Annotated in this window: 1 protein-coding gene; it reads left to right on the top strand. The window is 62.7% G+C overall.

What is annotated here, in order from left to right:
- Positions 1–394: ATP-binding protein (locus I6F33_RS38105; RefSeq protein ID WP_225145812.1), on the top strand; the 394-nt coding region annotated here is incomplete at both ends.

Below are 394 nucleotides of genomic sequence, written 5' to 3'. Positions count from 1 at the left end.
CTCCAGGGTGATGGTCAAAACTCCCTCAATGAGGCGGTAGCTGAAGAGTTTTCAAACGCTACCACCGACGTCTGCCCTATCTGTAGCGGCGCGGGCTGGCTAAGCACACTGGCGGAGCCAGGCGGGCGCTACGTCAACACGCTGGTTCCCTGCGACTGCACGAAGGCAAAGCGCCAGGAACGGCGCCGAGCGGAGCTTCTTCGACTCAGCAACCTCGGCGGCCTCGTCGACAAGACATTCGCCAGCCTGGCCTTCGTAGGCAACCGCTCCTTCGAGGTGGCGCGAGAGACATCGCGCCGCTTCGCGCAGCAACCACAAGACTGGCTGGTGCTCCTGGGAGCATATGGGTGCGGGAAAACTCACCTCGCGGCGGCGATCGCGAACGAGAGTATAG

Origin of the sequence: Bradyrhizobium sp. BRP20 (assembly GCF_020194215.1) — a bacterium.
GTDB lineage: Bacteria > Pseudomonadota > Alphaproteobacteria > Rhizobiales > Xanthobacteraceae > Bradyrhizobium > Bradyrhizobium yuanmingense.
Note: the sequence above shows the minus strand (reverse complement) of the source record. Positions and strands in the feature narration are given on the sequence as shown.